Genomic DNA, 1,606 nt, shown 5'->3' with positions numbered 1-1,606 from the left:
CAAGTTGAGCTCGACAAGCTGGAAAAGCAAGACACGCGAACCGAAGCGTTTAACGACCTGCAGCGCAAGTATCAGCAGATTATGGACCAGCGCGCCAAGCTACGCGAAGAGCAGCTGATGCTTCAAAATAAAATTGAACTGGCCAAACACCGGCAAACCGAGGTTCCCCTGCCCATGCCGGTTGCCCAAATTATTCAGCGGCTTAAAGAAATTGATAAACTGGAAGCTAAACTGCTGCAGAATTTGAATAGCCGCGAACCGGCCAAGCTGGCCCAGGCGATTGAAGACGGCCATGAACTCGGCCGGCTGCTGCGAGAACTGATTGCCAAGCTTGAAAGTCCCGAGATTAAGCAAAACGTGGCCGTCAAGCTTGACCCGACACTGATTAAAGATTTGGAAGCCGCCACCAAAGATTTAAGGGAAATGGAAGTTCGGCTGGCCACGGCTCAGGCAGAGCTTAAAAAATTCAACCAAACCGAACAGCAGCAGAAAGGCAGTTTTTTTGAGCTCCAGCGGAAATTTCAAAAACACCAGGCCGAGTATAATACCGCCGCCGGTCAGGTTAGTGAGCTGCGGGTTGAGCAGGCTAAGCTGGAAGCTCACCAGCAGGATCTTGAGCACGAAATTAAAGACGAGCTGGGCGGCACAGACTGGTTGCAGGCGGCTCAGGCTCAAAAGACAGATACGGCCGAGCTGAAATCAACTATTAGTAAGCTTAAACACCAGCTTGAGCTGATTGGCGGCATTGATCCCGAAGCGGTCAAAGAATACGAGGAAACCAAAACCCGGCACGATTTTTTGGCCGGGCAGGCCGAAGATTTGCGCCGTTCCATCAAGTCACTCGAAAAAGTCATTACCGAGCTTGACGATAAAATTCAGGTTCAGTTTGACACGACTTTCAAACATATTAATACGTCATTTCAAAAATTCTTCAAAATATTGTTTGATGGCGGCAAAGCCGAATTGAAACTGATTAAAGAAGACCCCGAAGAGCAGGCCAAAAAAGAAGCCTTGGCCAAGGCTCAGGCGGCCACCGCGGTCGGCGGTTTAGACGAAGCCACAGTCGAAGCCGACCAAGTTAACGCCGAGAGCAGCAGTATTTTAGACAAACTCATGGCCGGCGAAGAGCAGATTTCGCCCAAGAAATTTTTGAAAAAACGGACCGGCAAAGTCGTGACCGGCATCGACATCATGGCGACTCCGCCGGGAAAAAAGGTTAGTACTATCACCATGCTCTCCGGCGGCGAGCGGTCATTGGCGTCTATTGCTCTGATTTGCGCCGTGATTTCTTCCACTCCCCCGCCGTTTGTGATTTTAGATGAAGTCGACGCCGCGCTGGATGAAGCCAACTCGCAGCGGTTCGCGAAAATTTTAAACGAGCTGGCCCACCAAACCCAGTTTATTGTCATTACCCACAACCGAGCCACCATGCACGTGGCCAATATTCTATACGGCGTGACCATGACCAAAGACGGCACGTCCAAACTGCTGAGTCTTAAGTTTGAAGAAGCGGCGCAGATTGTTAGGCAGTAGGGAGAGTTGACAAGTTGGTAAGTTAACAAGTTGGTAAGTTAGCAAGTTAGCAAGTTGGTAAGTTTATAAGTCA

General features: G+C 49.9%; 1 protein-coding gene. It reads left to right on the top strand.

Translation table 11 applies throughout. The features are described 5' to 3' along the window. On the top strand, positions 1 to 1,533 hold a 1,533-nt coding region (locus VGA08_03105), incomplete at its 5' end, for a hypothetical protein (GenBank protein ID HEX9679581.1). Positions 1,534 to 1,606: the final 73 nt, after the last annotated feature.

It is taken from the genome of Candidatus Saccharimonadales bacterium, assembly GCA_036397795.1.
Lineage (GTDB): Bacteria > Patescibacteriota > Saccharimonadia > Saccharimonadales > DASWIF01 > DASWIF01.
Note: the sequence above shows the minus strand (reverse complement) of the source record. Positions and strands in the feature narration are given on the sequence as shown.